General features: G+C 36.9%; 21 protein-coding genes and 2 pseudogenes. 16 read left to right on the top strand and 7 right to left on the bottom strand.

What is annotated here, in order from left to right; translation table 11 throughout:
* Positions 1-8: 8 nt before the first annotated feature.
* The 4 genes and pseudogenes from istA to KZ483_RS25960 form a co-directional block, all read right to left on the bottom strand.
* Positions 9-446 (bottom strand): annotated as a pseudogene (istA, locus tag KZ483_RS28765) (IS21 family transposase); the annotation flags it as partial.
* On the bottom strand, positions 356-712 hold the full coding sequence (locus tag KZ483_RS28760; protein ID WP_258881783.1) for a hypothetical protein: 357 nt from the start codon (positions 710-712) through the stop codon (positions 356-358). The gene KZ483_RS28760 and the pseudogene istA, both read right to left, overlap by 91 nt.
* Before the next feature lie 99 nt (positions 713-811).
* Positions 812-934 (bottom strand): hypothetical protein, encoded by a 123-nt coding sequence (locus KZ483_RS28755; protein ID WP_258881431.1) that lies wholly within the window; start codon positions 932-934, stop codon positions 812-814.
* A 1584-nt stretch (positions 935-2518) separates the two neighbouring features.
* Positions 2519-3217, bottom strand: a complete 699-nt coding sequence (locus KZ483_RS25960; protein WP_220350411.1) for a hypothetical protein — start codon at positions 3215-3217, stop codon at positions 2519-2521.
* Between the two features lie 35 nt (positions 3218-3252).
* On the opposite strand from KZ483_RS25960, the gene KZ483_RS25955 reads away from it, so the two are divergent.
* On the top strand, positions 3253-4473 hold the full coding sequence (locus tag KZ483_RS25955) for an IS256 family transposase (RefSeq protein WP_220350410.1): 1221 nt from the start codon (positions 3253-3255) through the stop codon (positions 4471-4473).
* A 160-nt stretch (positions 4474-4633) separates the two neighbouring features.
* Here the strand turns inward: KZ483_RS25955 and KZ483_RS25950 are convergent, their stop codons facing one another.
* On the bottom strand, positions 4634-5092 hold the full coding sequence (locus tag KZ483_RS25950; protein WP_220350409.1) for a hypothetical protein: 459 nt from the start codon (positions 5090-5092) through the stop codon (positions 4634-4636).
* A 415-nt stretch (positions 5093-5507) separates the two neighbouring features.
* Here KZ483_RS25950 and KZ483_RS25945 point away from each other — a divergent pair, with 415 nt between their 5' ends.
* From KZ483_RS25945 to KZ483_RS25890, 13 genes are all read left to right on the top strand, one after another.
* Positions 5508-6035 carry a hypothetical protein gene (locus KZ483_RS25945; RefSeq protein ID WP_220350408.1) on the top strand — a complete coding sequence of 176 codons (528 nt, stop codon included), beginning with the start codon at positions 5508-5510 and terminating at the stop codon, positions 6033-6035.
* Positions 6016-7890, top strand: coding sequence for a transglycosylase domain-containing protein (locus KZ483_RS25940; RefSeq protein WP_258881430.1), 1875 nt, complete (start codon positions 6016-6018; stop codon positions 7888-7890). The genes KZ483_RS25945 and KZ483_RS25940 overlap by 20 nt, the downstream gene beginning before the upstream one ends.
* A 69-nt stretch (positions 7891-7959) precedes the next feature.
* Positions 7960-8664: a response regulator transcription factor gene (locus tag KZ483_RS25935; protein WP_220350407.1), complete on the top strand. Its 705-nt coding sequence runs from the start codon at positions 7960-7962 to the stop codon at positions 8662-8664.
* A gap of 14 nt (positions 8665-8678) precedes the next feature.
* Positions 8679-9779: a sensor histidine kinase gene (locus tag KZ483_RS25930; RefSeq protein WP_220350406.1), complete on the top strand. Its 1101-nt coding sequence runs from the start codon at positions 8679-8681 to the stop codon at positions 9777-9779.
* A gap of 406 nt (positions 9780-10185) precedes the next feature.
* Complete coding sequence (locus KZ483_RS25925) at positions 10186-10671, top strand: RNA polymerase sigma factor (protein ID WP_220350405.1); 486 nt, start codon at positions 10186-10188, stop codon at positions 10669-10671.
* Positions 10672-10864: 193 nt separating this feature from the next.
* Positions 10865-12160 (top strand): ABC transporter substrate-binding protein, encoded by a 1296-nt coding sequence (locus KZ483_RS25920; RefSeq protein ID WP_220350404.1) that lies wholly within the window; start codon positions 10865-10867, stop codon positions 12158-12160.
* Positions 12135-13430 (top strand): ABC transporter substrate-binding protein, encoded by a 1296-nt coding sequence (locus tag KZ483_RS25915; protein ID WP_220350403.1) that lies wholly within the window; start codon positions 12135-12137, stop codon positions 13428-13430. Before KZ483_RS25920 ends, KZ483_RS25915 begins: the two co-directional genes overlap by 26 nt.
* Before the next feature lie 37 nt (positions 13431-13467).
* Positions 13468-13878: a TlpA family protein disulfide reductase gene (locus KZ483_RS25910; RefSeq protein WP_220350402.1), complete on the top strand. Its 411-nt coding sequence runs from the start codon at positions 13468-13470 to the stop codon at positions 13876-13878.
* A gap of 1144 nt (positions 13879-15022) precedes the next feature.
* Positions 15023-15505, top strand: coding sequence for a hypothetical protein (locus KZ483_RS25905; RefSeq protein WP_220350401.1), 483 nt, complete (start codon positions 15023-15025; stop codon positions 15503-15505).
* Positions 15502-17298, top strand: coding sequence for an ABC transporter ATP-binding protein (locus KZ483_RS25900; RefSeq protein WP_220350400.1), 1797 nt, complete (start codon positions 15502-15504; stop codon positions 17296-17298). Before KZ483_RS25905 ends, KZ483_RS25900 begins: the two co-directional genes overlap by 4 nt.
* A 29-nt stretch (positions 17299-17327) precedes the next feature.
* On the top strand, positions 17328-17702 hold the full coding sequence (locus tag KZ483_RS25895) for a hypothetical protein (protein ID WP_220350399.1): 375 nt from the start codon (positions 17328-17330) through the stop codon (positions 17700-17702).
* 15 nt (positions 17703-17717) lie between these two features.
* Positions 17718-18212 carry a MauE/DoxX family redox-associated membrane protein gene (locus tag KZ483_RS29235; protein WP_397376132.1) on the top strand — a complete coding sequence of 165 codons (495 nt, stop codon included), beginning with the start codon at positions 17718-17720 and terminating at the stop codon, positions 18210-18212.
* Positions 18209-18622: a hypothetical protein gene (locus KZ483_RS25890; RefSeq protein WP_220350398.1), complete on the top strand. Its 414-nt coding sequence runs from the start codon at positions 18209-18211 to the stop codon at positions 18620-18622. The genes KZ483_RS29235 and KZ483_RS25890 overlap by 4 nt, the downstream gene beginning before the upstream one ends.
* Positions 18623-19196: 574 nt before the next feature.
* Here KZ483_RS25890 and KZ483_RS25885 read toward each other — a convergent pair.
* Positions 19197-20123 carry a hypothetical protein gene (locus KZ483_RS25885; protein WP_220350397.1) on the bottom strand — a complete coding sequence of 309 codons (927 nt, stop codon included), beginning with the start codon at positions 20121-20123 and terminating at the stop codon, positions 19197-19199.
* Positions 20124-21127: 1004 nt separating this feature from the next.
* Positions 21128-21529: a tyrosine-type recombinase/integrase gene (locus tag KZ483_RS25880; RefSeq protein WP_258881429.1), complete on the bottom strand. Its 402-nt coding sequence runs from the start codon at positions 21527-21529 to the stop codon at positions 21128-21130.
* Here KZ483_RS25880 and KZ483_RS25875 point away from each other — a divergent pair.
* Positions 21528-22748, top strand: a pseudogene (locus KZ483_RS25875) (IS256 family transposase). The gene KZ483_RS25880 and the pseudogene KZ483_RS25875 sit on opposite strands and share 2 nt — an antisense overlap.
* A 601-nt stretch (positions 22749-23349) precedes the next feature.
* Positions 23350-25878, top strand: a complete 2529-nt coding sequence (locus KZ483_RS25870) for a toll/interleukin-1 receptor domain-containing protein (RefSeq protein ID WP_220350395.1) — start codon at positions 23350-23352, stop codon at positions 25876-25878.
* Positions 25879-26209 lie beyond the last annotated feature (331 nt).

Below are 26209 nucleotides of genomic sequence, written 5' to 3'. Positions count from 1 at the left end.
ATATTGGCAACGGTATCGAGCCATAAACGAGCCTGAGTGTTGAGATCGGTTAAACCGGTAAACGTACGTATCCTCGGCCAGAAGTTTTTGCGTACATATCCGACGCCGTTTTCCACTTTCCCTTTGGTGCGCGGACGGTACGGGGCACAGCGTCGGAGCAGAAACCCGTGATGGGCGGCAAAACGGGCGAACCGTTCGTTCCATAGAGGATGACCCTGTTTATCTGTACCGGTGACCACCGTTTTCATATTGTCGTAGAGTACCGTTTCTGTTCTTCCGCCGAAGTATTGCATGGCCCGGACATGGCAGCCCATCAGGGTATCTAATCTTTCGTCTTCCGTATATTCCAGGTACATCATCCGGGAGTAGCCGAGCACCATGACAAAAGCATACAGCCGCTTAGCTTCACCGTTCCACTCGACTTTGAAGTAGCCCCAATCGACCTGCGCCTGTTTACCAGGGGGCGTCTCGAAACGTTCGGTCGCAGTAACCGGATCTGACCCGGGTACCCTTTGGCTTTGATTTCGTCGAATAGCACAGCCGCATTCAGGCAGCCTTCTTCCATACGGGAATGGATGTAGTCTTGATATGGCGCTAGGATGCTCGGTTTTGATTTTTGGCGTTGATAGGATTTGGGTCCTTCTTCACGAAGCCACTTGTCAATGGTCTTCCGGTCTCGGCCGAGTTCCTCGGCAATCTGCGTCTTATTCATACCTTTTTGTCGCATGTGTTGGATCACGTAAAACTCCCCATTCTTGATCATTGTCTCTCTCCCCCGTAAGGAAGAGTATCTGCCGATTATGGGGAATTTTCAAGTGCCGTTGTTGGGGATTTTACCACTGCCGTTCACACCGGCAAGCCCGTCGATCGACTTGCACAGATCGGTAGAACCACAGGCGAGAAACACACGCTGATTACTTGGAAAGGTCAGCATGATGATGTAAGCGCGTGAACCACCTCGCGCAAAAGCTTCGGGTCAAAGCCGGAAAGAAGCTCAATACTGGCGTGTATTCCTGATTGAGGTGAGAGATGCCTGATATCAAGCTAATTATGGAAATCCTCACAGATGAGTATATCCCGGCATTCAAAGAACGTCGGGGAGTCATGGACAAGCCTTCTAGGGGTGTGTTATAGCATATGTTGATAATGTTTGGTTCCTCAGTTCTCACACTTATAGACTGGTTAATGGGAAACATCTTGATTGTTGTTCAGCAATGGAAATTGTGGAGAGAGTCTGGATAAAGCCAGACTCTCTTTCATATTAATTCCTTACCAATACATAAACATCCGTCTCCAATACTCCAGCGAACTGCCATCCTTCATTGCCCAAATAATTAAGTGTAAATAATAGCTATGCGTCGATACGATCTTCTAATGGTGATGGACCGATACCTCGTTGCAGTACCCACATCGTTGTTCCATTACTATAAATTCCTTTTAAAAATGCATGCTCAATCATATTAATCTCCCTGTTTTGATAGGTTGTATTTCATTATTTATATAATTGTACAGTAGAGCTTGTCGTCAACTTTATCCTTAGTTGTAATAAATATGACCAGCCTAAAAAATGGATAGTTTATTAAATCCTAATCGGTAATTAATACGTTTCCATCTCGGTCAAGATCTTTACGGTATCCTGGAATAGAGGAAGCAGTGGTGCTAGAATGTGGTATAAGAGGAGACATAATTAACTTGAACCACTTACTTCCGAGTGAACAGTTTTTGCAGGTTATCGATTGGGTGGCAGAAGGATGTCAAGTATCAAATACGCTCCGCGCCGTAAGAAACAAAGAAAGAAAATACCGTTTGAGAGCGATTGGAGAAGTTGATCGAATGAAAACAAGAGTAAATGGATATTGTTAAAACGGCTTTATACGAGAGCAGTAACCATTCTTTCGGATGCTGGAGAAACAAATCCCTAAAGAGGATGATAAATAATCCTTTAAGGTACTTACTCACATTATTTCGGAAATCATTCAAGAGCAAGCTGTCATTGAATGGACTCAGAAAGAGGATGTGAAACAGCAAATGCGACAGAAGACCAAACGTCAACTTCGTGTGAGTAAGTGCTCTAATGAGGGGCTGGAAAGCTTTAACACTGCAAATCATGGAGTTAGCGGTGGTATACTATCAGAAATAATGGGGGGTAGGCATGAAAATTCTTACCTGGAATATTTTGCGAGGGGGCTCGATTTCAAGATTGGTTCGTATCATTCATTCGGTTGTCAATCATGGCCCTGATGTTATTATCTTGACTGAGTTTTGGGAAGGAGAAAAGGGAGAAAGAATAAAGTCCCATGGAATTCAGGACTAAGGTCGCTTAATTGATCTTATTTATTTCTATTGTCTACTTGACGGAGTGCAGTTCAAAATAACGGCAGCCTGTTCAGATCGGCAGCGGAGCTTCTGGGCGGACAGGTCTCGTGGGTTGGCCTGGCACAGAAGGTTTACCTATACAAGTGATTCACAATTACAAAAGGAAACTCCTCTCAAAAGAGCTTCCTTTTGTAATCAGGTACTATTTATCGATATACAGCCTCTTGTTCTTTTTATCTAAAAAAACCTCTACTCCTAATAACGTTCTAAACTCTCCAGCCGTTATATACGTTACTTCGGATTTTTTTTCAAAATCCTTCACAATTTCACCATTTATAGTAGGTGCTTTCTTGATTTTGTCGTAACCTACAGTTAGTCCCAGCGAGTCTGAGATTACTCGGATTGGTAAATAAGTCTTTCCTTTGAAAATAAGACCTTCCCCAACCAACTGCCCATTGACTACAATTTTAACATATGGGTTATTTAATTTTGAGGCATCTTTGCATGCACAGCCAATGCCAACATGATAGACGATTTCGCTTGCTTTCGATTTTGGTAAAACTATCACTGTGTGTTTACTAGTAACAGAACCTAGTTTTACTAGTATTGAAGCTTTACCGATTCCAACTGCTTTAATACTTCCATATGCAGGAACCGTGATAACACTTGTGTCTGAAGATTCCCAAGTAGCAAATTCGGTTACGTAAGAGCTATCGCCATTTTCGTAGAGAGCACGGGCATTAAGTTCCATATTATTTTCAATTACGATTTTAATGGGGTCGGCACTGGAATCCAAAACACCTGGAACAATGTCGATACTTTTAGGCGCTGAGACTGAAATGCTTGCGGAAGATGCCGCATAAGAGTCTGTAAAATAGATTGTGTAAACTCCTAAACCCATTACAATGGAAGTATAAGAGAGGTTGGGGAGAACACATGGGATTATGGACGAAGCAGCAACTCCGGCAGTTCATCAAGGAGAATAAGTTGGTCTCTGCGCAGGATGCACAGAATGCGTTGAAAGAGCTGTTTGCCGAAACGCTGCAGGAGATGCTGGAAGCCGAGATGGATGAACATCTGGGCTATGAGAAGCACGACATGCAGAACAAGCAGACGACCAACAGTCGTAATGGCAAGAGTAAGAAAACCATCGTAAGCGAGTACGGTGATCAGGAGATCGCCGTTCCCCGTGACCGGCAAGGGGAATTTGAACCCCTGGTGGTGAAGAAGCACCAGTCTAATGTGACCGGCATTGAAGATCAGATTATTGCCCTTTATGCCAAAGGTGTCAGCACGCGTGAGATTCAGGATCATCTGCAAAATCTGTATGGGATTGAGGTCTCTCCCACCTTTATTTCTAACGTGACCAACAAGATCATACCCTTGATTAAGGAATGGCAGAACCGGCCGCTCCAAGGCGTGTACGCGGTTGTCTTCCTGGATGCCATACACTTCAAGGTGAAGCAAGATGGTGCCATTGTCAATAAAGCCGCCTACATGGTAATCGGCATCGACCTGGATGGCAACAAGGATGTACTGGGCATGTGGATTGGTGAGCATGAATCCGCCAAGTTCTGGCTTAATGTTCTAAACGACCTGAAGAACCGGGGCGTGCATGATATCCTTATCATCTGTGTCGACAATCTGACCGGTTTCAGCCAAGCGATTCAGGCTTGTTACGCGAAAACGGACATTCAGAAGTGTATCATCCACCAGATCCGAAACTCCACCCGTTACGTCTCTTACAAGGATCTGAAGAAGGTAACAGCTGACCTGAAGCCGATTTACAAAGCAGCGACGGAAGAAATGGCACTCGTCGAGCTCGATCGCTTCGAGGAAACCTGGGGGAATAAGTACCCGCTCATCATTCGCTCTTGGCGCAATAACTGGGATGAGCTGGCCACCTTCTTCAAGTATCCACCCGAAATCCGCAAGCTCATTTACACCACCAACATCATCGAGAGTTACCACCGCCAACTTCGCAAAGTGACGAAGGGAAAAAGCATCTTCCCGACGGATGAATCCTTGTTGAAAATGCTTTATCTGGCCACCATGGATGTTACGCGTAAATGGACAGGCCGCGTTCAAAACTGGGGTCAAATGCTGCTGCAGCTCTCCGTTTTCTATCCGGACCGCATCGGAGAGCATCTGCGATAAAATTTCCCCCTCGGGGGAAAGCACGAAAAGAGTTTACACAAAAGATTTGACAGACCCCCGCATAATTTTCAACAGTCTTTCCTTTTTCATCAATGAGTACCGATTTGCTAGTATTTACATTAATAGACGTGTTTTTTTTTCGAAAGGTCATCCTTTACAGTCAAGGCGAAAGAAAAAAATTTTTCAGAAGAAGGTTTATAATTTTCCCTTCTTTAGCATTTGCAGTTAATACAACCTCTTGCTTACCATCAAATGGATTTAAGTCTACTGGGTATGGGAAGTCGGTCGTGTAATCATCCGTACTATACTCTGCATAATTATTAGCGACATAATACATGTCACCTCTCCATACATTCTTTCCCAATGTATCATCAAATCGAACAGCACCATCAGTAGTGAATACATTTTCATCATAACTTAACACGATTTCGGTTGACTTAAGCGTAGCACTAGAGCCTGTTACTCCAACACTAACCCAGAAACTCTGGCCAGGAGCTAAAGATTCATATTGGCTACTGACATTAATACTTACCTCTGATGGGCTTGAAGCCGATACTGCGCTGACAAATAAACCAAATAGAAGTAGGCATGTAACTAAAACTGGCACCACTTTTTTCATCTGTGTCATCCTCCGTTGAATCTATTTATTTCTATTCCTAAATATCGGTAAGAAAGAAGTTAATGTTAATATTTTGTAGTATGATTAATTAGTTCCAGAGCAGAGTCTGATTGAGTTGCTTGTAAATAGAATAAATAAAAAATAATCCCTATGAGCCTGGAATTCGCGGGGATTTCATTTTTAGTTATTGTGAGAAATATCCTACGTAACATGGCCACATTAGAATGCACCAGTACACGTATGGAGCTATTTGTCTTGTACGATTGTATCGGAAAATGTCTCACTTCTAAATTTATCAATGGTGCAGATGGTTCCGGTGGTAACTACTTTAAGAAATAATTAAGAAAATCACACCTTTTTTATTAAAGAATCTATTATAAACTTTCTACATCAATATAAGGACGGTGACAGCAGTATGGATCAATTAATAAATAAACTACGCTTGAAATTTTTGTACATATCTTTTGGAAGTATATTAATAAGTTCATTTATTTCATATCTATCATTTCAGGCAACAAGTATAATTTATGAAAATATCGACCATGGTTCAATATATGTGAGAATCTTTAATTGGATAATAAATCATATCGGTCTGACACCTACAGTGATTGTTGCGGGAAGTTTTCTTTTTCTACTATTGTTTTTTTATCGATCAAATAAAATTGGTGATGATCTAAAAGATTTGTTAGCAGGAGTACAAGAGAATCATCGTGTTCGTATTGATTTTAGTGATAAATCCGAGTTAATAGATTCAATAAATCAATCCATATTGTCCTTGGAAAAGTCGTTATTCATTATTTTACAAGGAAATAAATATACCGAAAACGATGAGGAAAAAACTCGTATTTACCTTGATGATTCGTATATTCACCTCTTAAGTTTACAAAAACAATTAATAGATTACGTTAAGGAAAAGTTTGAGAATGAATACTTTATTGTTTAAGAATAAAGAAAAAATTAGTCGGCTTATTATTAGAAGAAAAAAAGTCTATTTAGTTTTTGATATTTCTGTAGTTGCAGTATTTATATTTGTAAGTGGATATCTCTTTTTTGATGCCACAGGAAAATATATTTTTCAAAGTCACCTAAAAGAAATGGATATAACGTCACCAATCATTACAACCGATCGAAATGGAGAAGTCATAGAATCTTCAACAGAAAATGGCAACCAAGACAAGGCATCACTTAAACAAATGCCCAAACTACTTTTATATGCATTTATTGCGACAGAAGACCGTAGATTCTATAAACATGAAGGAATTGATTGGATTGGAATAACGAGAGCATTTGGGAATAATCTAGCTAATCTAGAAATTGTCGAAGGCGGTAGTAGTATTACTCAACAGCTTGCTAGAACGTTATTTCTTTCAAATGAACAAAGTTTTAATCGCAAAATAATCGAAGTTTTCATTGCTAAAGCTTTGGAGAGACGCTATACAAAAAATGATATTCTCGAATTATATTTAAATCATATTTATTTTGGAAGACAACAATATGGAGTTAAGGCCGCGGCCAAAAGGTATTTTGGAATTAATGACTTGAACCAATTAAAACTTTGGCAGATCGCTTCATTAGCCGCCATTCCCAAAGGGCCATCCATCTATAACCCAGTAGATAATTATAAGAAAAATAAAGAAAGAAGAAGCGTTGTACTTAAGTTGATGTATGAGCAGGGCTACATAAGTAAAGATCAGATGATAAAAGCGAAAAGCGTTGACTTTTTACCACCACCACCAAATCCCAAAAAAAGTATTAGTAAATATGCGGCCTATACAGATTATGTTTTTCAGGAAGCAGAAAAAATAACTGGATTAACAAAAAAAGAACTTATGCAAAGTGGCTATACTATTGTTACTGGTTTGGATAAAAACTATCAACAGGCAGCAGAGAAGGCTTTTAATAATCCTGCTAATTTTCCTAAGGATGGAAAAGATCAAAAAATTCAAGGCGCCACTGTAATATTAGAAAACAATACAGGTGAGATAAGAGCAATTGTTGGTGGAAGGGAGTATGTAGAGGGTGGTTGGAATCGAGCAATACAAAATTCACGTCAACCGGGGTCGGCTTTCAAGCCAATTATTGTTTATGGTCCTGCTTTACAATCTGGTAAATATACTCCTCTGTCTATCCTTCAAGATAAAAAGACTAGTTATGGTGATTATCAGCCTTCAAATACAGATGGAAAATATCTAGGTTCCATAACGGTGTCTCGGGCAATACAAGACTCCATAAATTCTCCGGCAGTCTGGCTACTTAATGAGATTGGATTGGATTCTGCAATACAGTTTGCAGAAACGTTAGGGATAAAACTGAGTGAACAGGATAGTAATTTAGCGCTGGCTCTAGGCGGTACAAGAGAAGGGATATCGCCACTTTTGATGGCACAAGCTTATAGTGTTTTCGCAAACAAGGGAGTTTTTAATGATGCGCATGCAGTTAAACTCATAAAAGATAAGACAGGAAGAATCATTTATTCTTATCACCTGAAAAATAAACAAGTCATTTCTAGACAGACAGCAGACGATATGACTAAGATGCTCATTAATGCAGTTAACAATGGTACAGGCAAAAAGGCTAGAACTAATCATTGGGTTGCGGGTAAAACGGGAACCACTCAGCTGGACATTAGTGGTGTACCTAAAAAGGCTAATCGTGATTTATGGTTTGTAGGATACACTGAAAAATTATCAGCAGCTGTTTGGATGGGTTTCGATAAGAGTAACAAAGATAATTATATGACAGAAAATAGTGGTGTAGCTGCTCATATGTTCTCGTTAATTTTAAATCAATGTGAGTAATGTTGAAGTCTATAGCCTAAAAATGTAATATTATGATACCTATAAATAATCAAGAGAGGAACAGGGTTCATGAGTAGTCAGTCTATTCTTCTAGTTGATGATGAAGCTGAAATCGTTCATTTAATGAAAATTTATCTGCAGAACGAAAACTTTCTTCTATTCACTGCTCAAAACGGTAGTGAGGCTCTAGAAATATTAAAAAAGCATACAATTGATTTGATTGTAATGGACGTTATGATGCCAATAATGGACGGAATTGAAGCATGCATGAAGATGCGGGAGAAGCATAACATGCCGATAATATTCCTTTCTGCTAAAGGTCAAGAAGTAGATAAAATAAATGGATTAAGCATTGGTGCCGACGATTATGTAACAAAACCATTCAGTCCGTTAGAGCTAGTGGCACGCATTAAATCCCATTTAAGAAGTTATAGCCGATATACATCATCTCAGCAAACAAATTTTGACGAAATTGTTATTGACGATTTGAAAATTAATATTGCTACCCATGAAATAATGCGTGAAAATGAGGTTATCCAGCTTACTCCCAGGGAATTTTCTATATTGGAGCTTTTAGCTCGTAATCAAGGTATTGTTTTTAGCATTGAACAAATATACGAAAAAGTGTGGAAGGAGGCCTATTTAGAATCGAATAATACAGTGATGGTACATATTCGAAAAATTCGAGAAAAAATAGAAGTCATTCCTCGGAAACCCAAATATATAAAAACAGTCTGGGGCATTGGTTATAAGATTGAGAAACAGAAGAATTAAAGTGAGGGGTATAATTGGAAAAAAGATTGTTCACGACCTTCCTATGGAAGGTTCTATTTTCTATTTTAGTAAGTTTAGTTTCTTTAGCTCTTGTACTATCGTGTGGTTATTATGTAACTGCTCTGGTTCTGTGGTTTAATCCATCTTCTTCTGCATTCGTTACTTCATTGTTGAGATGGATCATTAATAATATTGGCTCAACACCAATCATGTCAATAGTAGGTGTCCTTCTCTTTTTTGTTTTCTTTTTCTTTTTCTCACGAAACATATTAAAGTATATTGAAGAAATTACTTTCGGTGTTGAAGAGATAGCTCGAGGTAAATTAACACATAGAATACCAGTGAAATCTGAAGATGAATTAGGCATCGTAGCTAAAAGTATAAATCAGATGGCGGAACGTTTAAAGCAATCAATAGAAGAAGAGAGAAGCGCCGTTAAGGGGAAAAGTGATCTAATCACGGGGGTATCACATGATTTGAGAACACCACTAACATCTATAATCGGCTTTCTTGAGTATATAGAGAATGATAAATATATGAATGAAGTTGAACTTCGATATTATGTAAACATTGTTTATGAAAAATCTCTTAATCTTAAGAAACTTATTGATGACTTATTTGAATATACTAGACTGACAAGCGGTGAAATTCAATTGGAATTTGAAAAACTTGATCTATCTGGTTTGTTACGTCAACTTATAGAAGAATTTGTGCCATTGCTTGAACAGGCGAATATGAAGTATCACATCAAGGGACCTTCTGAAACCGTATATATTCAAGCAGATCCTAATGAACTTGTTAGAGTATACGAAAATTTATTTACCAACGCTATCCGTTATGCGAAGGATGGAAAACAATTAGATATCAGCATTACTTCAGTTGATGATTATGTAGTTGTAAACTTTACAAATTATGGACCCCCCATTCCAGAGTCAGATCTACCATATATTTTTGATCGTTTTTACCGTGTCGATAAATCTCGTACAAAAAGCTCCGGGGGGAGCGGACTTGGTCTTGCAATAACAAAAAGTATTGTTGAGAAACATGGAGGATTAATATGGGTGAAAAGTAATAAAAAACAAACAGAATTTATTACTCAGTTCTTAAAACGGTGAAATTATACCAATTGTATACAATTCTCTTTCCTCAAGAGTCTTTTATTTTAAATTGCTAAGTCCAGATATTTTTATATTTTTTTTCTTTACGAGATCTCTTAGCCTGATATGTGTATTCAACAACAACCTAGGCTTTTTTAACTTACACCTTGGATAAATATAAAATACTAGAAATATGTCATTTGGATAACTAGTGACAATATAATATGCATACCTTTAAAAGTCAGAAAGTATTAATAATTTCCTGAGATCGAGGTTTTTCGACATTTATCGCTATTTACAGTCCGTATTCAGTCATGGTAATATGTGGTTTGTCAATCTAAATTCGACATGACGAATTTTACTTCACAAAATAGGTAGTTAGATGGTATAATATAAAATTTTATCTTCTTATGAGGGGACTTCAATGGAACAGACAGCTAAGTTGGATTGGCATAATATTTGGAATACACATAAAAAAGAGCTTTTCAGATATATCGTTAGAATAACCGAAAACTACATCGACGCTGAGGATATATTACAGGATACCTTTGTGAAAGGATATTTATATTTAGAGCTCAATAAGGGGGAATTGAAAACTGACTCCATTATCCCATTATTTAAAAGGATTGCCAAAAATGTTTATTATGACTATTGCAGAAAACGGAAAAGAGAATTACTATCAAATCCATTTGTTACCGATAATTGCAATATCGAAGAAAAATCCCTAGCCAAATTAGAGTTAAATAGAATTTTGTCTAGTCTACTATTTAACGAACAAAAAGTAGTTACGTATAGATTGATTTATGGATATAGTATTCGCGATACTGCAGCAATATTAAACAAAACTGAAGGATCAGTAAAATTAACTTACTTTAGAGCAATAAAAAGAATTAAAAAATATGCAAATTAAACATATATTTTTTTTGCCTTTATTGTTAAAAAGTCCTATAAAATAAAAATAATAGACTGTATTACATAAAATATATGAATTATTTTGGTTTTGTTCTTTTAGTCGGAAGGATAAGAATCATTTTTAATTTTGAGGATAGTGATATAAATCAGAAAAATTTTATAATCTAATAAATAACTTAAGGAGTAAAGCGATGAATATTAGGATTTTTGCTATTTTCTTATGTCTATGTGTTTTGCTAGGAGGATGTCAATCTGAAAATCTGGTAGAAGAGAAGAAAGAGATCACAATTCTTTATAGTTCTACAGCGGATTTTTATAAAGATTACGGTTTTGTTATCGATAAGTTTAAGGATATCGAATTTAGGGTGGTTGAATTTACGCCACAACTTGGAAAAGGCGTCTGGAAAGCTATGAAATATGTTCCTGCTTCAAATAAAGATTGGGATTCAGAATTATATTTGAAGCTTGTCAGAGATACAAAGCCTGATATTTTGTTTTTTCCATCTTCAATATATTCATCTTTACTAAATCAAAATATGTTAACTGACGTGTCTCAATACGTAAATGAAGGTAACTTTAATGGAATAAATTCGAATATTACAGAAGCTATTAAAGAGATGGGAAATGGTAGTTTATATGCGTTAGCAGATACAACGAGCTCTCAAGCTTTATTCTATAACAAAGAAGTCTTTGAGAAATATGGGATTTCAGAACCGACTAACCAGATGACGTGGGAAAGTGTTTTGGAACTAGCAGAACGATTTCCTTCAGACGGAAAAATAACGGGTTTATATCTCCCTTTCTATGATGCAGCAGATTTATTACTTGTTATGGGAAAAGCAGAAGGTTTGAAATGGTATGACTCTTTGAATAAAACCGTCTTGTTTGATAATCCATCCTGGAGAACTATTTTGGATAAAACAATTACATTTTATAAACATGGTTCAGGAAATTCCGGAGATGATGTGCTATCGGAATTGTTCATGAATGGTCAGATAGCCATGACACTTAATACCTACCATTTCACCAAAGAGCTAGAAAGAAGTACTAAGAAAGTAAATTGGCAAGTTGTGAGTGAGCCAGTAGACCCTAACAATCCTGGGGTTAGTCATACGATAAATTTCCAATATTTAAATGGGATTTATGTTGAAACAGACGATACTGAAAATAGTCAGGCAATTTGGTCTTATATTAATAGTGAGGAAGCTGCGAGACTAAAAAATAACTTAGCTTCATCATTGTTTACCCAACCGGTTCGTGAATCATTGATCAGTGATGATGACAATCGCAATTATAAAGCCTTTTATCAACTAAAGCCTAAAGTATTGAATGAATTAAATAGAATACCGCTATCTATTGAAAATGCTGTGCTAGGTGCGATTAACAACATCCTGCAACCAGCTATAAACAATGAGTTAACGATTGATCAAGTTGTTCAAAAACTACAGGAGGATATTCAAAATGTCATTCAAGCCAATAACCCATGATTATAAAGTTAGACTAATAGTGTTGATTTCTGTAATTCCATTCCTCGTGTTCATACTATCAGGTTGTAATCTTCTACAATCGTCATCAGAGGAGGTTGATAAATCTACTATCCCAGATACTGAAGTCACAGTTTATTCGACATTCGATGATGAGTATTTTTACACATTCTATGGCAATTACATCTTACAGAAATACCCGAATATTAAATTTAGACTTATTAAATCCACAAGTAGTAGTTCTGAAATAGCAGTGGAAGAAATTAAGAAGTATAAACCGGATCTAGTTATTACATGGAATAAGAATTTCCAGAAGCTAAAGGATTTGGGATCACTTTCAGATTTAACGACCTTCATTAATTCGGATGAAATGAATCTTGAGAATTATTATACTGAGATGATTGCTTCTCTTAAAAATGATTTTGGTCAATTAAACGGTTTAGCTCCATTGGTTAATGCCTATGGAGTTTATTACAATAAAAATTTGTTTGACGTTAATAAGGTTGCTTATCCGACCGATAGAATGACCTGGGATGAGATGCTTCAACTAACTATGAGATTTACAGGAACTGATACGCTGGGTATGGAGGGACTTAGCCCTGCGAGTTTGTTACGGCACATAGCTAGAACTAAGGGATGGAAGATTGTTGATGAACAGCGTAATGAACTACTTTTTAATCAATCCGCATGGACTGAAGCAATTACAATGGTATTGAATACGTCCCGAAACAATAATGTTCAAAATAACAGTGATCTCTTTCTCCAAGGAAAGTCAGCAATGTATTTTGGAATGTTAGATATGGTTCCAAAGCTTCAGCAACAACAAGCTTTTACATGGGGAATAGTTACCACCCCAGTGGATGCAGAAGCAAGAAATCTTAATTCAGAAATATTTTTTAATGATATTTTTTGTATCCCAAATGATGCAGTTCAAAAAGAGGTAGCATGGGAAATTATTAAAGCTGTGATGAGTGAAGATGCTGTATCCTATCTGCAAAGAAATAGTAATACAGGCGCTGTATCAACATTAAAGCAACACATGAATCAGTACAATGGTGTTGATTTGACAACCTTATGGCAACAAGAACTAGATACAAGGCCTTATTTAAGTGATAAGCTGTCGACTACTTTTATTGACAGTTTTGATTCGATGCTTGACTCGGTAATAACATTAGCTCTTCAAACAAATATGTCTCCGAAAGAATGCTTAAATAAAATTGTGGAGCAAAGTAAAGTAATCTATCAAAATGAATTAATTGATTCTAAGCAGTGAACTGATATTAATTATCAAATGAAAGAAGGTTGTTTTGGTGGATGGATTAAAAACAGTGAATAGTGAAATTAGTCCTTGTTCGTTTTCAAGCTGGGATAAAAGAATAGTAAAATTGCCTGAAAAAGGAACGCAAGTTTTATTTTTTATATCATTGCATTGCTTGCATTGCATAGATTTCACCCCAAGTTTATCAGAGATAGAGCAGGAATTCCCTGATTTCAACTTCATTTTATTTTCAACTGGTGATGAAAGTGATAGTCAAGTGATGTCTGAATATTTTAATTGGAAATTCCCCATTGTGCATCTAAATAAAAGTGATATGGAACGATTCTTTAATATAACAATGTTGCCATACGTGATTGTTATTAAAGACAGCATTGTTAGGGTCTCAGGTGTTGCTTATAACAAATCTGATTATATGAAGCTTGCTAGTCGAATAGTTGAGTAGTTAAAAAAGGAAGGTATATATATTATTGGAATGCAATAATTAAACAAGCGTTGAAAAATTTAATGCATAATGTTTTCATAATTTCTTTAACTCTATAAAGGAGGTGAAAGAAATGGCATGTTCTTGCCCAGACTCGACCTATACGAAGACGCTTTCGGACCTAGGAACAGCATGTGTTAGGGGTGCATGTACTTCGGGAAGCAATACGTATACAAAAATCCTCAAAGCATACAAAACGATGACTTGCACGAAAGATGGCCACGCGACTACATCAGCATGTGAAGTTAACGCTGGATGCTGCGCGTAGTCTGCTCCTAAACTCTATAAGGAGGTGAAAGAAATGGCATGTTCTTGCCCAGACTCGACCTATACGAAGACGCTTTCGGATCTAGGAACAGCATGTGTTAGGGGTGCATGTACTTCGGGAAGCAATACGTATACAAAAATCCTTAAAGCATACAAAACGATGACTTGCACGAAAGATGGCCACGCGACTACATCAGCATGTGAAGTTAACGCTGGATGCTGCGCGTAGTCTGCTCCTAAACTCTATAAGGAGGTGAAAGAAATGGCATGTTCTTGCCCAGACTCGACCTATACGAAGACGCTTTCGGATCTAGGAACAGCATGTGTTAGGGGTGCATGTACTTCGGGAAGCAATACGTATACAAAAATCCTCAAAGCATACAAAACGATGACTTGCACGAAAGATGGCCACGCGACTACATCAGCATGTGAAGTTAACGCTGGATGCTGCGCGTAGTCTGCTCCTAAACTCTATAAGGAGGTGAAAGAAATGGCATGTTCTTGCCCAGACTCGACCTATACGAAGACGCTTTCGGATCTAGGAACAGCATGTGTTAGGGGTGCATGTACTTCGGGAAGCAATACGTATACAAAAATCCTCAAAGCATACAAAACGATGACTTGCACGAAAGATGGCCACGCGACTACATCAGCATGTGAAGTTAACGCTGGATGCTGCGCGTAATTTGTTTTAATTAATCAAGATATGGGGAAGAGTGCAACGCTCTTCTCCATATATTTTCCATTATACCCTACATTTTGCACTATACTTAGAATAAGCAGAATCGGCTCAAATGGTACCAAATTGATTTTTAAACGTTAGTAATGGGGTGTTGTTATGTTTGAAAGAGATATGGAACATAGAAAGTTCTTTAAATCTATACAAGTAGAGTATGAGGTGGGTATTTTTCTACCTAACGAAGTATTGTTATTACGTGAGGGTACTCCAACTGATTTATCCTGGCTTAAAGACACAATGAATGGAAGTATATTGTTTTTTCTTAGTCACTATTGTGAAGCATGTGACGCCGAAGTTGTATTAGAAGCGATTAAGAAATACCCTGAATTTTCATATATTATCTTTTTTGAAGGCCCTGTGAACCCTGTTTCGAATTATAAGCAACTCCTTGATGAGAGAAATGTTAAATTATATTCTTTTCACATTGATCAAATAGAAAATAGTTTGAAAGTTCAACTAATACCTTATCAATTAGTTCTTAATAAAGTTGGACAAGTTATTACTGCCGGAATTATTAACACACTCCCGATGATCGAAGATCTTATGCTGCCTTTACTAAGAGTTATGGAGAACAATAAATGAATAGAATTAATAAAGTGATCGGAATGATGGCCGATTCATTCATCAAAATCTACAGGATAAGTCCACTGACTGTTATTCTAATGGTGACTGTTACAATAGTAGGTGCGTTTTACTCTTACGTAAATATTTATTTCTCTAAAATCATACTTGATTCTATAGTGGAAATGAATGAGAGTGTGATTATATGGGGTCTATGTTTGTTTGTTGGGTTTCAATTATTAAAACTTATAATTGATTTTTTTTCCTCTTTGCAAATTGTCAAGATGAGTATTAACTTCTCAAAAAAAAGTGATGAGGAAATGATTGATCAGAACGCAAAAATGGAACTTCTAATTAAAGAGTTTCCTTCTTTTCAATCCGAATTCGCGTATTTAAAATTTGCGAATAATAAAATATATGAGAACTATCTGAATCTAATTGAATTTATAACGCAATTAATTGTTTTGATGTCACTCATTAAATACTTATCGGAAACATTTATTCTTTTTAGTATTTTAGCAATGGCAGTAGGCGTATTAAAAGGAATAATCAACTTAACAACTGTAAAAAAGAGGGTTAAGCTTAATGCAGAGATTGAATCCAGCCTAATGAAACCAATGTATTATTATAATTTATTAACCGGTGTTGATACTCAAAAGGAGATAACACTATACTCAACTACAAATTATTATAAACAAAAATGGAAAGAAGAGCTGGATAAAATTGATTTCAAAAAAGTATGCTTAGAAAAAATGGAAAAAATAACCTACGCAAGTAAGGAAATATTGACTATTGTAAATTCAGCGGTGGTCGTTGTACTACTAGTCTATTTAATAAAAAAACAACAAGCATCTGTCGGCGACTACATCGCAGTTACAATGGCCGTTACCATTATTATTAATGTTATTTCCAGCCTTATTGAAGGTTGCATTAAATGGTTTGAAAACTTACAGTATTCAGAAATGGCAAACGATATGAGAGCAATAATAGCTGAAAAAAGTGTTGTAAAAACTACTTATGATAAACTGCCTTTTAGTTTTCAAAATAGTATTAACTTATCGAATCTTAACTTTACGTATCCCAATAGCCAGAATGTTGCTCTATCAGAAATTAATCTTTCAATTAATAAGGGAGAGACGATAGCTGTTTTAGGAGAAAATGGATCAGGTAAAACAACGTTAGTGAAATTATTACTTGGATTGTATAAGGTTGAAGATAATTGTATCTTTTACGATAATGTTCCAATAAATAAATTTGATGTGAATAGCCTATATCAAAAAACAAGCGCAATTTTTCAAGATTACATTAAGTATCAAACAAATGTCCGAGAAAATGTTGCCGTCGGTGATATTTCACAAATTAAAGATGATGGAAAGCTTGAATCCATTTTAAAGAGAGTAGTATTCGATAAAGATTTGCCACATGGTTTGAATACAAAACTTGGATTCATCGATCAAGAATCGATTAATTTGTCGGGAGGTCAATGGCAGAGATTGGCGTTGGCGAGAGTATTTGTTAAAGATAATCCAGAGATTATTATATTTGATGAACCGACTTCTGCCATGGATCCCCTTGCTGAAATGCGGATACTTAATGATGTTTTAGAATATTGCAAAACGACCACAACGATAATGATATCGCATCGTGTTGGGATAGCACGAAAGGCCGATAAAATATGTGTGATGCAAAAAGGAAAGATAGTCGAATTCGGAACGCATGATGAATTAATGTTTAATAAACATATTTATTATGATATGTGGATGTCACAAAGAGAATGGTACAACGATACAAAAGTTGAAGTACTCGCTCCTTAAAAGGGAAATAAACAATGTGGAGGAAAACGATGCAGGTTCAATTAATAGCGTGCGATGAAATAAAGATAGAAGACAATCGTCATGTACTTGGGAAAGTAATAAATTCCGTTAGTGTTCCTGTTTTTCCGTATATCATTAAATTTTCATTCCTATTAAAAATAACAGAACTTCCATTAAAAAGAGATGTACTAACGGAATTCAAAATAATAAACGCCAAAGGAGAACTACTTAGCTCTCCAAGTGCTTTTGTACATCGCAATTATAGAGGTTTGAACCAAGTACCTGGTGTGGATCAAAATTTTGATTTCAAACTGCTAGTTGAGCGTGAAGAAAATATTTTTTTTGAATGCTATATTGATGGTGTGAAGAGAAGTTGGTATCCAATAAATATTAGTCTATATTAATTGAGGTGCTTGTGAATGGTTTTTTTGCTAGGGACCATAATCTCATTTATTTTCTTTTCTTCTTCTTATTCAAAAATAGTCAGCATGGAAAATTTTCATATGGAGCTGGCTTCATATGGGATACCTTTCAAATGGGTTCCAATTCTATCTCGGATTATTCTAATCTTTGAAGCGGGACTTTTTATTGTATTTTTATTAAATGATACCATGAATAAATGGAAGCAATTATTAGCAGCAATTTTTATTATTACGCTAACTATACTTACAATAGTGAAGAATGGTTTAAAGAACAGAGAATGTAGTTGCTTTGGGACAAATCATCCCCTAAGTCGGTTTCCAATACTTCGTAATGTAGTAATTTTGTTATTGTTGGTTATTGATTACTTTCTCCTTAAGGAGTCATATTCTAGCCATGAGTTTGTGCTATCCTTGCTAATTGTACTGAGCATCACTTTCATCTTAGAAAATATAAAATATAAGAATGAATTAGAAAAGGAAATGGAATCATGACTAATATTTTATTAGCGTTAATTGTGATTCTTGGAATAAGCTTGTTGAAGCATTTTGATTTTTTATCCAAAAAAACTTCTGAATTACATAAGCTATTTCAAAAAGTTAATAGTATTTTGCCAGACGTATCTTTTGATTCAATACTCTTGATTAACTCAAACGTTTCAAGTGATATCGAAGTACTGGTACCTGAATTATCACAAAATTGGGTCATATTATATAATGGACCAGAATGGTTATTTAATATCAAAAAACGAAAGTGGGGTAGAAGGTGCCTCTCATTCCAGAAAGTTATAGGAAGGAGAATTAATTTATATAAACGTCCAGTTATTATCATGAAAAAAAATAAAGGGTATTCGCTTGTTTTTGAGGTAGAGCAATTCATTAAATATACGACAAAACAAAGTTGATAAAACTGAATCGACCATAGCTGTGAAGAACAGTCTTTATAAAAGTCTCTTATTATGTTGGTATTTAAAATTCGACGAACAACAACAGAATAAAAAATGGCTTTGGTGGTGAGATAGTCCCGTCAAGTAACATTAAAAATAAGTTGATCTAAGTGGCGATCGTGTCCCGGTACGGGTGAGGTTGCCTGGATTTTTATGGAAGTGTTTTTTCGCGGCATGGAACGCGTCGGTGACGTGAGAACGAATGATATAGAACTTATGGAAAAAGACATTGTTCACGACATCAGATGAATCTGCCAAGCCAGAGCGTGCTGAAAGTCGGCTTCGTTGGCGAAAATGGTACGCTGGGCAGAAGTTGATCCAGTATTGAATAGATATTCATGGTTTACCTTCTACTTTGCGAACAGTTCGTCAATCTGGCTGCTGAACTTATGTGCGAGTACCGGATCAGTCAAATGCCCGATCGTGTTGATCTGAAGATTCCGGCAGGCTAACTTGGCCGGACTCCGACACTGTTTCCATTCCCCTAACAAGGGAGGTTTTTTAGAAACGGCATTCGTAATAACGTCGTTGGTTATGTTAAGTTAGGCAACGAATCCCAATCCATTGGGTATTTATATTTTAATCTCTTCGATTCTAGTTTATCTAATAAATCCGATGATGGGTAGGGGTGCATTATATGGACAACAGTTGTACTTTGGAGTCGATCAATAAAGTGGTCAACTTCCTCTCTGTCTTCAACACAATAGGAATGACCAATCATAAAATAACTAATATTATTAGAATTAGCTAAGTTGTTAAAAAGTTTGAACCCCGTCTCTGTCCATTTCAATTTACGTTGATAGTTTTTTTGTGATGGAGGAATCATATCAGCTTCTAATCGTGGTAAATACCGTTCCCACTTAGGGACAATTTTCACAAACTGTGTATCGTTTAATCTTGTATGAATTCCCCAAACATTACCTTGGAAGAAATTTGGGACGTCGAAATCAATTGATCCATGCGGTTTAATTATCGGGACGCTGCAAAAAGGTTCGTTTGAACCTGTTCTATAATATTTAATATTTGCATTCTTAAAGGCATTTTCTAAAATTAAATCGTAATTGAATGACACTGCAAATGTTATGTCTTGACGATTATTTTGAATCCACCTTGCCCACTTCCAACTAGACATATCATACTTTTCAGATTTAAGTTGAAATAGGGAATAGGATAATGCTAAAAATCGTCTTAGCTGACAGTCCTTTTCTATTTCTTTGGTATCACCGCTAATACTTTCGAGAAATATCTTAATGGCTTCAAAATCATTAGAATATTGATTGCGTAAAGGAAAAAGTTCATTCTTAATGAAATGAAGTTTATCAAGGTAATTATCATAATTAATTTCATTACTTTGATTGGGGTTTTGAAAGCAATGTAAAGGTCTTGAAGAATTGAGATCAGAATCCTTTATAAAATCTAAGGTAAAGCCGTTTCCAACCAACAAACTGATTTTCCCCATTTTATACTTTCCCTTCCATAATTCTAATAAGGACTATTTTAAAGCGAATGATGGAATTTTTCTATAGCAAGGCAATGGTACTTATAAAATTTTTAGAAATTAAAATGCTTTTTGTTGGTGCAAAAAGCAACCCTCTATTTTTCTAATCGCACTGAATTTATACAAAAACCGGAAGTCCAGTCGAGACCGCGTGGCTCGATTAATGCGAGCGAATGGGATCCGATCTAAAGCTGTGAAGAAATACAAAGCAACCACATTCTGATCAGGGTGTACAATACGCCAGCAAGAGTTACCAGAAGCTTCTCAAGAAGCATGGGTTCGTCTGCAGCATGAGCCGAAAAGGCGACTGTTTTGATATTCCCCGATGGACTCCTTTTTGAGCAAGCTCAAAATGGAATGGCTCAATGATTATTCGTTCAAGACGTGTGAGGCTGTATTTGAATATATCGTGTTATTCTAAAACCGCCGGAGAACGCATTCCTCCAACGATTATGTCTCTCCATTCAAGGTCGGGGATGAGGTGTAAGCATTAGTCTAAAGGGTGACACTTAGGCTTTCTGTGTGTCCATTTTTTCGAGGCAAGGTCAGACCATCCATCCACGGTAACAAAAATATGGAACTTCGTAACGGATTAGACTGTGTAAATTGGTGTTAACTTGGGGATAATTTTTTTCCCAACCACCCTAAAAGACCCAATTAAAACGGAATGCGCTCGAGAAAAACCCAGTGAAATCAAGGATTTAACCGAATATAACAGATTCAATCTGATCTACGGCGGAACCCGCATACGGTGCATGTGGAGTGCGTTGCTCTGTTGATCAGATATTAGACTGGTGCGAAGATCCTTGATATATAAGGTTTCTCGGGGTTTAACAGTGAGATTATTCTTAATGAAAAGCCAGCAGTTTCAACCTTGATGTAATTTTGATGTAAAAGTACTCCGGACGGGAGCCAAAGCAACCGTAACAGTCATTATATTAAAAAGACACTGCTCGCTTATTGAGTCAGTGTCTTTGGTCGTTACTGGGTTTGCTTTGAAACAAATGTTCAAACTTAAGAGCAGCTTCCTGATCGGCTGTACGAAGTCGGTGGCCGTATATATTCATGGTCGTCGCTATGTTGCCATGTCCTAAGCGGCTTGAGATTACTTTCGCATGAACTCCATGGTTAATTAACAAGGTAGCGCATGTGTGCCTTAGGCCGTGAAACCGCATATACGGAAGCTCATGTTTGAATATGAAATTTCGGAACCATTGGTATGGTGACTCTTGATGGAAGGGTCTACCGTCTGGATTCGCAAATACGAAAAAGTGATTATCATCTCCTTGCCAGAGTCTGTAAAATAGATTGTGTAAACTCCTAAACCTATTACAATGGAAGTAGAAGAAAGGTTGGGGAGAACACATGGGATTATGGACAAAGCAGCAACTCCGGCAGTTCATTAAGGAGAATAAATTGGTCTCGGCGCAGGATGCACAGAATGCGTTGAAAGAGCTGTTTGCCGAAACGCTGCAGGAGATGCTGGAAGCCGAGATGGATGAACATCTGGGCTATGAGAAGCACGACATGCAGAACAAGCAGACGACCAACAGTCGTAATGGCAAGAGTAAGAAAACCATCGTAAGCGAGTACGGTGATCAGGAGATCGCCGTTCCCCGTGACCGGCAAGGGGAATTTGAACCCCTGGTGGTGAAGAAGCACCAGTCTAATGTGACCGGCATTGAAGATCAGATTATTGCCCTTTATGCCAAAGGTGTCAGCACGCGTGAGATTCAGGATCATCTGCAAAATCTGTATGGGATTGAGGTCTCTCCCACCTTTATTTCTAACGTGACCAACAAGATCATCCCCTTGATTAAGGAATGGCAGAACCGGCCGCTCCAAGGCGTGTACGCGGTTGTCTTCCTGGATGCCATACACTTCAAGGTGAAACAAGATGGTGCCATTGTCAATAAAGCGGCCTACATGGTAATCGGCATCGACCTAGATGGCAACAAGGATGTACTGGGCATGTGGATTGGTGAGAATGAATCCGCCAAGTTCTGGCTCAGCGTTCTAAACGACCTGAGGAACCGGGGGGTGCAGGATATCCTCATCATCTGTGTCGACAATCTGACCGGTTTTAGCCAAGCCATTCAGGCTTGTTACGCGAAAACGGATATTCAGAAAGTGTATCATCCACCAGATCCGGAACTCCACCCGTTACGTCTCTTACAAGGATCTGAAGAAGGTAACAGCTGACCTGAAGCCGATTTACAAAGCAGCGACGGAAGAAATGGCAATAGTCGAACTTGATTCTTCGAGGAAACCTGGGGGAATAAGTACCCGCTCATCATTCGCTTTTGGCGCAATAACTGGGAGGAGCGGGCTACCTTCTTCAAGTACCCACCCGAAATACGCAAGCTCATTTATACCACCAACATCATCGAGAGTTACCATCGCCAGCTATGCAAAGTGACGAAGGGAAAAAGCATTTTTCCGACGGATGAATCCTTGTTGAAAATGCTTTATCTGGCCACCATGGATGTTACGCGTAAATGGACAGGCCGTGTTCAAAACTGGGGTCAAATGCTGCTGCAGCTCTCCGTTTTCTATCCGGATCGCATCGGACAGCACTTGCGATAGATTTTCCCCCTCGGGGGAAAGCACGAAAAGAGTTTACACAAAAGATTTGACAGACCCTTCCATTGCGGCTGTTAAGCCGGAACAGTTGGAATCTTTAAAACGAATTTATCCTGGAGATAGAAAAGAACGTCCGATTTCTTGTCGGACTTTCTTCTTTAATAAAAATAAAGTATCCCTAAGCTAATGCAGCTACAATATTGAATAAGTTAATTTCAGGACGATAAATGCTGGACCTTTTCTTACCCGACTGAGATGATCTGGTATCGTCAATGTGAATCCAAACGTCTCAAGGAAATCCGTTGATGATAAATAAAGGGGCGTTATAAGATGCTGAAACTGCCAAAGATGATTCAGCAGCAAATGTCCGTACGATTATTGGCAGGATCGAGGTTCGATAAGACGGAATCAAGTGGATGCGGATAAGGTCATCGTGTAAGGCTATAGGACTAAATTCAGTCTTTTTGCTTGTTGAAATTGGGAATATTTTCTGGATCTTGCAGCGGGAATAGGCTATCATAATTAAAGAGGCTATGAGGAGATAGTTTTGATATAGAGGGCTTACATAACGAAAAATATATTCTCATTAGCGAGGGAGTACATAATGAATAAGATATTTCTATCTCATAGTAGTGTGGACAAGAATTATGTTAGACCAATAGCAAAGTATTTTGGTAATGACAGATGTGTTTTTGATGAGGTTGCATTTGAATCGGGGATGCAAACTATAGAGGAAATATTTAGTAGTATAGACAAGTCTGATCTTTTTGTTTACTTTATCTCTGAATCTGCGTTGAACTCCGAGTGGGTAAAAAAAGAAATTAATCAAGCACAAGAAAAGCTTCATGATGATAAACATAAACTTTCTCAAATATATCCGATAATTATTGATGATAGTATACAACATAGTGATTCTAGGATTCCTAGTTTTTTGAGAACAGGTATGTCTGCATATAATCTTCGTCATATAAAGAATTACAAAATTGCATGCAAAAAGATCGAATCACAACTTACATTATTAACAATGAGACAAAATGAAGTTTTTTCTCAAAAATATGATTTTTTTTATGGGAGAGATTTAGAGAAGAAGGCATTTAAAGATTGTTTTGAAGAACGTACTATCGAAGGGAAAATAAAACACATCAAGTGTTTGGTTGTTTCAGGAATTGATGGAATAGGCAGGAAGTCTTATGTGCGTGGTACTTTAAAAGATAGTGGTTTAATGGACAAGCATTATTTTCCTTCTACCATATCTCTTGAAAAGTCAGAAGGAATAGAAGATTTAATAATTAAAGTATCAGATTTAGGGTTTGGAGCATATTCCATATCTGATCTCCAGACACTCAATGCTCTCGAAGATAAAATTAAAATTCTTGTTGACCTATTAATGACTGTACAGCAATATTTGGAACATATAATTGTTGAAGATCATTTTTGTTTAATTGATGAAACTGGTTCTCTTAAATATTGGTTTGAAAAAGCACTAGAGCAAATTAACAATCAAATAACGATATCAGTCATATCGAATATTAGCTTGGATGCTTTCCACTATAGGCGTCATCCATATATTTTCCAGTATAGTCTTGAAGAACTTGGAACATCTGATAGTATTGGCTTTTTAAGAACATATTCTAAATTAAATGATGTTCCATTTGGAGAAAATGATTTGGATGCTGTGGCTTCTGTACTGACAGGCTATCCACCTCAAGTTGTCTATTGTGTAGATTTGGCTAAAGAAAAAAGTATAAAGTCCGTTACAAATAATCAGTACATGATAAGTGAAATGCCTAACATAAGCTCTGGGAAAATGATTGAATTAGTAATTGAACCTAAACAAAGAGAAAAGTACTTTGGATTTTTAGCATTTCTGGCTAAGTTTGGTTCAACTCCAATTGGTCTCGTAAACCAAGTATTAAAAGAAAACAATGACTATAAGTTTATTCTTGCAAAGTTGAAAAAATTTACTATATGTAACCATACAGGAGCAACTGGTGAATATATAAAGCTAAGTGCTGTGATTCGTGATTATGTTCAAAGAATGAATTACGAACTGACAGATGATATAAAGACAATATTAAGTGAAAGAATAGTCCAATTCCATAAGGAGATGCAAGATCCAGAGTACGTCGATTTTCTAGATTTTTCAGAGTTGACGTACCTTATAAAAGAGAATTTAAAACAAGGAAAAACTATTCCGGACAGGTTTTTATACTCGACGTTGTACGTACAAACTGTTCTAGATTTATATAATGAACGGCAATATAATAAAGTTATAGAATTTGTGGAATCTCTAAAATCGCGTTCAGGCTTTACGTATCTACAAGAGGAAATACAGAAGAATATTCAGTTTTACTACTGCAGTGCCCTAGCAAGGAAAAAATCAATGAAATTTGATGCAGAAGTTGATTTCTTTCGTGCAGATAAAGAATATGATAGGTATAATTTTCTTAAAGGCTTCAATGCCAGATTGAACGGACATTATGTTAGAGCAGAAAGATATTTAACCAATGTATTAAGAAGGAACTTTAAGCATCATAATGCAAGACGTGAATTAGTAATTGTGTACACAAGCACCCAAAACTATGATTCAGCGTTGGAGTTAGCCAAGATAAACTATCATCGTTCACCAGAAAATACATACCATGTACAAGCATATTTTGACTGTATGATTAGACAACCAAAATCAAAGTTGGACAATAAGGCTATTGAAGATATGTTAACTACTGCTAGAGCGATACAAAGAAACAAACCAACTGAGATCTATTATCAACTTGAAGCTAAGGTCGCAGCTTTTTTGGAAAATGACAAAGATAAATCAATAAATTTTTTAAGTGAGGGATTACAGCAATTTACTAAGTCGTTTTATCTGAGCAGAGATAAGTTCGATATTTGTAAACATTTTGGTGACGTTAAGGGAATGGAAGAATCTTTTTCTTTATTAAAACATTTTGTACAGAATGGTTACGATGACCAGAAGATAACTGTTTTCTTTAGAGAATGTTATCTTGCTGCATATAGGGGGAATGCGTACTCTGTATTAAAATTGAAAATTGAAAGTAATCAAGATCTACCGGATGCATCAAAATTAATATTGTTGTCAAATATTGAGAAAATTTATACTGTAAGTAGATAACAGTTAGCTACTTACGAAAAATAATAATAAAGTGCTGTGAAAATGACCATCCATGGGAAAGCGCATCGATCGCAACAATATGGTGCTACAAGATGTCAAGACAGCTTTTTTATATTTTCAAGGTGTAATAATGCACAAGTTGTCATTTTTTCATCCTTCTACATCTCTCAAGTAACAAGCTCAACTGGAAATATTATTGATACAACTCCCGTATTGGGTGAAGGACACAGCCCGAGCGAAGGCGCGGGAGTCCGTTTTATTCACTTTTGGTGTATCTGCACACGCGGATAACAGCACGCGTGTGGATTCGTAACAGGACGAAGACGGAAAA

The organism is Paenibacillus sp. sptzw28 (genome assembly GCF_019550795.1).
In the GTDB taxonomy this organism is placed as follows: Bacteria; Bacillota; Bacilli; order Paenibacillales; family Paenibacillaceae; genus Paenibacillus_Z.
This window is presented reverse-complemented; position numbering and strand designations above follow the sequence as displayed.

What these genes read in the sequence shown, in the direction of transcription:
- KZ483_RS28760 (WP_258881783.1), bottom strand. Translation starts at nt 712, where the DNA reads ATGAATAAGACGCAGATTGCCGAGGAACTCGGCCGAGACCGGAAGACC.
- KZ483_RS28755 (WP_258881431.1), bottom strand. Translation starts at nt 934, where the DNA reads ATGCTGACCTTTCCAAGTAATCAGCGTGTGTTTCTCGCCTGTGGTTCT.
- KZ483_RS25960 (WP_220350411.1), bottom strand. Translation starts at nt 3,217, where the DNA reads ATGGGTTTAGGAGTTTACACAATCTATTTTACAGACTCTTATGCGGCA.
- KZ483_RS25955 (WP_220350410.1), top strand. Translation starts at nt 3,253, where the DNA reads ATGGGATTATGGACGAAGCAGCAACTCCGGCAGTTCATCAAGGAGAAT.
- KZ483_RS25950 (WP_220350409.1), bottom strand. Translation starts at nt 5,092, where the DNA reads ATGAAAAAAGTGGTGCCAGTTTTAGTTACATGCCTACTTCTATTTGGT.
- KZ483_RS25945 (WP_220350408.1), top strand. Translation starts at nt 5,508, where the DNA reads ATGGATCAATTAATAAATAAACTACGCTTGAAATTTTTGTACATATCT.
- KZ483_RS25940 (WP_258881430.1), top strand. Translation starts at nt 6,016, where the DNA reads ATGAATACTTTATTGTTTAAGAATAAAGAAAAAATTAGTCGGCTTATT.
- KZ483_RS25935 (WP_220350407.1), top strand. Translation starts at nt 7,960, where the DNA reads ATGAGTAGTCAGTCTATTCTTCTAGTTGATGATGAAGCTGAAATCGTT.
- KZ483_RS25925 (WP_220350405.1), top strand. Translation starts at nt 10,186, where the DNA reads ATGGAACAGACAGCTAAGTTGGATTGGCATAATATTTGGAATACACAT.
- KZ483_RS25920 (WP_220350404.1), top strand. Translation starts at nt 10,865, where the DNA reads ATGAATATTAGGATTTTTGCTATTTTCTTATGTCTATGTGTTTTGCTA.
- KZ483_RS25915 (WP_220350403.1), top strand. Translation starts at nt 12,135, where the DNA reads ATGTCATTCAAGCCAATAACCCATGATTATAAAGTTAGACTAATAGTG.
- KZ483_RS25905 (WP_220350401.1), top strand. Translation starts at nt 15,023, where the DNA reads ATGTTTGAAAGAGATATGGAACATAGAAAGTTCTTTAAATCTATACAA.
- KZ483_RS25900 (WP_220350400.1), top strand. Translation starts at nt 15,502, where the DNA reads ATGAATAGAATTAATAAAGTGATCGGAATGATGGCCGATTCATTCATC.
- KZ483_RS25895 (WP_220350399.1), top strand. Translation starts at nt 17,328, where the DNA reads ATGCAGGTTCAATTAATAGCGTGCGATGAAATAAAGATAGAAGACAAT.
- KZ483_RS29235 (WP_397376132.1), top strand. Translation starts at nt 17,718, where the DNA reads ATGGTTTTTTTGCTAGGGACCATAATCTCATTTATTTTCTTTTCTTCT.
- KZ483_RS25890 (WP_220350398.1), top strand. Translation starts at nt 18,209, where the DNA reads ATGACTAATATTTTATTAGCGTTAATTGTGATTCTTGGAATAAGCTTG.
- KZ483_RS25885 (WP_220350397.1), bottom strand. Translation starts at nt 20,123, where the DNA reads ATGGGGAAAATCAGTTTGTTGGTTGGAAACGGCTTTACCTTAGATTTT.
- KZ483_RS25880 (WP_258881429.1), bottom strand. Translation starts at nt 21,529, where the DNA reads ATGTGTTCTCCCCAACCTTTCTTCTACTTCCATTGTAATAGGTTTAGG.
- KZ483_RS25870 (WP_220350395.1), top strand. Translation starts at nt 23,350, where the DNA reads ATGAATAAGATATTTCTATCTCATAGTAGTGTGGACAAGAATTATGTT.